Here is a 4,190-nt window from a genome sequence, read left to right on the forward strand (position 1 = left end):
GAACAGCAGTCTTGCCGCTCGCCGCCTCTTCGTAGATGGAACCAACCCCAGCCAGGCGCAACGCGTCGCGCTGCAGGTCCAGGTTCTGGTCATCTGTCGAAACGCGTGCATATCCGATCCGTTGATTCATTGACAGTTGCCGGATGTTGAAAAATTGATGGGAATTTTAACAGATTATGGTGTTTCTGGCAGCCGTTCGGCATGCGGTCCAGCGGCGTCCAGAAAACCACCGTTTATTGGACACGCTCATTCATAACTCGGCATGATCATTGTCTTGTTTACCAGGACATTGAAGGCGTAGCCGGGTCTGATCTGCAAGGTAGGCTGAATACTCAGGTTCTGGTTCATCAGATTGGTCCCCACGATGTTCAATTCTTGGGCCATGGCTCCCGCTGCCTGCTGGCCTACGGTCGGCGCCATCAGAATGCTCGAATTTTGTGGCTGCGACAACTGGGCTCCAACCCCAAGGATACTGAGCAAGAAGGCGCTACCGAAAATTCTGAGGAAGTGGTTATCTACCAGGTCATTAAATCCCGCCTGCCCCTCTCCATCAGTGCCTGACATTCCACGCAGGTCGATGGTGGATCCGTTCGGGAAAATCAACTGTGACCAAGCCACCAGTACCCGCTTTTGCCCGTACTGGACCCCACTGCTGTATTGGCCCACAAGTTTGGCCCCCTGCGGGATCAGAACGATGTCTGGATTCAGACTGTCGTAGACGGTTTGACGAACCTGTGCGGAAATTGTCCCCGGCAAATCGCTGTCGATGCCGGTGAGCATAACTGCCGGGATGACGGACCCGGCAAAGATCTCGTGCTGGCCAGCAGCCGGATGTACGCTATCCATCAGATACCCGGTCTGCTCTTTCGACTGGTCTTTCATGAAAGCCTTATTCTCTCCTTGGGGACTATTTGCGCCAGTTTCTTGGGCCCCTGCCTTGGCTATCGCCATGTCCTGCAACTTGTTCAGCCCATCAGAAACACTCAAGAATCCGGGTTGCTGTCCCCCCACAGGGACACCAGTAGCACTTCCTTCGTTTCCCCGCATATTCATATTGTCATTGCTGGCCACCGGCTTGGCTTCCTGTGCTTTTTGAGCCGTCATTTCCGCATCTTCCAGGGATTTGAAGTACTGCGCCTGCTTCCATTGGCGGTATTTTTCGGCTTCGGTCAGTTCTTTCCGGTTTTTATTACCCAGACCTTGATCTGGAGGAAACTTCCCGAGTCCATTCACAGGGGGAACTGTCCCTGCTCCTCCGGAGTTTGACGCCGAATTACTTCCATCTGCCACCTGGCTACCGGGCAAAGTGGCTTGTTTCCTGCGCTGGAATGTTGAGATCGCTGGCCTGGTTTGTCCCACATCCGTTGCTGTCGAGTTATCCGCTTGCTCCGATTTTGATCCTTTGTTCCCTGCAGTCATGATTCCGGCAACGATTGCTCCGGCAATGGATAGTCCTCCAATTGTTGCGTACAGTTTTACCGATTTGCTCAGTCCGGAACTTGCTGGCCTGGGTTTGTTGTGGATGGAAATTTTCTGTTTTGCAACATCCTCATTCAGCAATTTCTCATCGATTTGTTCGTTACCCATGATCGCCCCCTTAATTCCAGAACCCGCTATGGGTATTGTGCTCACAGGTCGTGGTCGCATCATCCCCGACTCCTGTGGCCAATTTGAACTGACGGGGCATCCCGTCGATGATGAAGTAGCCGTTGACGAGACGGCTATTGATCAACTCGGTCTTTTTGCCATCGACCATGTTAAACACCGCCGGGGCATCGCCATACTTCATGTCTGGGGGCATTTGAAGATAGGTGTGTCCGCTTCCTGCAAAAACCCTGACCGGTTTAATCCCTTTATCATCGTCAGAGTTGCACGAGTAGTCGAAATCCAGTTTGGACGGATCCACATTCCCGAGCGTGGCCACCACATTCTTTTTGGCATCGGCATCCTGCGCCGCCTTAGATTGCATGGTGATCACCAGTTGCTGAGGATCATAGAACCCCACTTCCGGGACATAGTATTTTTTATCACTGACCAGACCGAGGTAATACACCCGGCCTTCTTTGGTGGTTACGACCAGATTGGTCACCAGACCGGCCTGAGTGGGCTTGGCCACAAGCACCGGCTGCCCACCGGCATCGGCGGGTTGCACCAGCCACCGGACGCTATCCCCAATACTGATATTGGTAATGTGCTCACCCTGCTGGAGGTTGATCACGCAAACATGGAGGGGCGCACAGGTGATGGTCGGACGGCTTTGTCCATAGGGATACATGACCTTGCCATTGGTGCCCACCAGATTTGGGGCGGTCCCTGATTTGAGCCAAGTATCGGCGGCCTCGTGGGTGGCCCTGTCTGAGAGTGGAATGGCATCCTGTGTCTCATATATATCCTGGCTGGTGATCATGGAGGCCTGTCCGGCAACGGCTCCACCGGCGGCTAACATCGCCAGAATGGCGGCCGATTTTATTTTGAGTTGCATCTGAATTCTCCTTAGATAACCTGCGTCCACGAAACCGATCTGATGAATAAACCCAGCGGGTTGTTGATCTTCACTTGAGGGGTTTCCCCCAGTTTTGGATCAACTCCTGTGGTGATGTTGGCTTTCCAGTGCTGAACCGGTTGAGGCTGCCCATTTTGATAACGTGACTCCTCCCAGGAGAGCTGCCAGGTATCCTTGCTGATGGGCAGGATGCTGTTGATCTGGGCATTTACAGTGAAGTCGCCGAATGGCGGATGCTGGGAGTAATACTGGTTCAGATAGGTCGCCGCCGATGAACTCGTCATGGCATAAACCTTATCGATCAGGTTTTTTTGTGCGACTGGGTCTGGAATCACGGTTCTGGCATTCCATACCCAGTTGGCTAACTGGGCCTCGATGATCCGCTGGTCAATGGCACTTCCGGTCACCGGCTGGGCCATGGCAATGGGGTCACCCAACTTGTCGATGGTCACCACGAAGGGTTTGATCTTGCTTTGTGAGCCTATGATGGTGATTCCCACCACGGCAATGCCAGCCACGGCCAGACTTGCAAATGCTGCCATGCGCCAGGATCTGGCTCTGGCAATCTGGTCTCCATATCGTTCATCCCACTCCCGCCTGGCATTCAGGTAGGGGTTCGATGGGCTTGAGGGTTTTGCTGCGTCCGACGCCATGTTCTGTCTCCCGTTAAAAATCCTGCAACTTGCAGGTGTACATGGAGACTCTGTAGGGTGGGAACCTCAAGCATTTTCATTGACGGCAATAGGCCAATGGCCTACTATACGAGCATGGAATTCGAATGGAATCAGGATAAAAGCGATGCTTGCTTCTCAGAGCGCGGGTTCGACTTCGCTTATGTGTTACGTGCGTTTGTGGATGCGGATCGGTTGATACGCAAGGACACACGCTGGAATTATGGAGAAGATCGTTATCAGTTGCTTGGAGCCATTGATGGGCGTGTCTTTTTTGTGGCGTACACCATTCGTGGATCGGTATTCCGAATCATTTCAGCACGAAAAGCCAACCAACGAGAGGTCAATGATTATGAAAACGGTACATGTAAAAACTGACTCCGTAACTCTTGCCGGATTGCCTCTGGGTCGTGTAGACGAGAATCGCCTGGATGCCACGAGCGAAAAGGACATCACTTCTCAAATGGCCAAAGACGATGCAGAAGCCATGAAAGACTCTGCAAAATTCACACGGCGTGTGCGCCATCGTTTGGGCCTGAGTCAACTTGAGTTTTCGCAACGCATCGATGTTTCGCTTGAAACGATTAGAAATTGGGAGCAAGGCAAACGCCAACCAACAGGAGCGGCCAGGGCACTTTTGAAAGTGCTTAACAAGGTCCCCGAAGCCGCACTGTCCGCATTGATTTGAGGGCCATGGGGTGAAATTCTGGGTTTGTCGCGCATCCAGTTACTCTGAATGTCCCAGCCGAATCTGAATTCCGCCGCTCCCGCCTTCACTTCTGCCAACCTGGTCCCTGGATTGTCCCAAGGTATCCAGCCCGGACTGTAACAATGACGGCGCATTACTGGTTCCGACCCCGCTTGCAGAAGCGGCACTTCCAGAGGCTGTGCTTGCACCGATCCCTGTTGTTCCCCCACCAATGGAATCTGGTGTGCCAGACGATCCCCCTGATGTGGCAGTGCTTGCGGAACTTGAAGGGGGAATTTCAGCAGATCCGCCTCCGTTTATGTTCGTG

General features: G+C 53.1%; 6 protein-coding genes. 2 read left to right on the forward strand and 4 right to left on the reverse strand.

Annotated elements, in window-relative coordinates; genetic code table 11:
• The 4 genes from M6F29_RS11270 to M6F29_RS11285 all read right to left on the reverse strand — a co-directional run.
• On the reverse strand, positions 1 to 130 hold a 130-nt coding region (locus M6F29_RS11270), incomplete at its 3' end, for a recombinase family protein (protein WP_298159920.1).
• 116 nt (positions 131 to 246) lie between these two features.
• Positions 247 to 1,587 carry a TraB/TrbI/VirB10 family type IV secretion system protein gene (locus tag M6F29_RS11275; protein ID WP_298159904.1) on the reverse strand — a complete coding sequence of 447 codons (1,341 nt, stop codon included), beginning with the start codon at positions 1,585 to 1,587 and terminating at the stop codon, positions 247 to 249.
• Positions 1,588 to 1,597: 10 nt separating this feature from the next.
• Entirely contained in the window at positions 1,598 to 2,482 is an 885-nt protein-coding gene (locus M6F29_RS11280) for a TrbG/VirB9 family P-type conjugative transfer protein (protein WP_298159907.1), read from the reverse strand.
• Positions 2,483 to 2,493: 11 nt separating this feature from the next.
• Positions 2,494 to 3,156: a VirB8/TrbF family protein gene (locus M6F29_RS11285; RefSeq protein ID WP_298159909.1), complete on the reverse strand. Its 663-nt coding sequence runs from the start codon at positions 3,154 to 3,156 to the stop codon at positions 2,494 to 2,496.
• Positions 3,157 to 3,252: 96 nt separating this feature from the next.
• On the opposite strand from M6F29_RS11285, the gene M6F29_RS11290 reads away from it, so the two are divergent.
• On the forward strand, positions 3,253 to 3,552 hold the full coding sequence (locus tag M6F29_RS11290) for a BrnT family toxin (protein ID WP_298159912.1): 300 nt from the start codon (positions 3,253 to 3,255) through the stop codon (positions 3,550 to 3,552).
• Positions 3,527 to 3,862 carry a type II toxin-antitoxin system RelB family anti-toxin transcriptional regulator gene (gene relB, locus M6F29_RS11295; protein ID WP_298159915.1) on the forward strand — a complete coding sequence of 112 codons (336 nt, stop codon included), beginning with the start codon at positions 3,527 to 3,529 and terminating at the stop codon, positions 3,860 to 3,862. Before M6F29_RS11290 ends, relB begins: the two co-directional genes overlap by 26 nt.
• Positions 3,863 to 4,190: the final 328 nt, after the last annotated feature.

The sequence above is a fragment of the Ferrovum sp. genome (assembly GCF_027317285.1).
GTDB lineage: Bacteria > Pseudomonadota > Gammaproteobacteria > Burkholderiales > Ferrovaceae > Ferrovum.

Coding starts and splice junctions, on each gene's coding strand:
- M6F29_RS11275 (WP_298159904.1), bottom strand. CDS start 1,587: ATGGGTAACGAACAAATCGATGAGAAATTGCTGAATGAGGATGTTGCA.
- M6F29_RS11280 (WP_298159907.1), bottom strand. CDS start 2,482: ATGCAACTCAAAATAAAATCGGCCGCCATTCTGGCGATGTTAGCCGCC.
- M6F29_RS11285 (WP_298159909.1), bottom strand. CDS start 3,156: ATGGCGTCGGACGCAGCAAAACCCTCAAGCCCATCGAACCCCTACCTG.
- M6F29_RS11290 (WP_298159912.1), top strand. CDS start 3,253: ATGGCCTACTATACGAGCATGGAATTCGAATGGAATCAGGATAAAAGC.
- relB (WP_298159915.1), top strand. CDS start 3,527: ATGAAAACGGTACATGTAAAAACTGACTCCGTAACTCTTGCCGGATTG.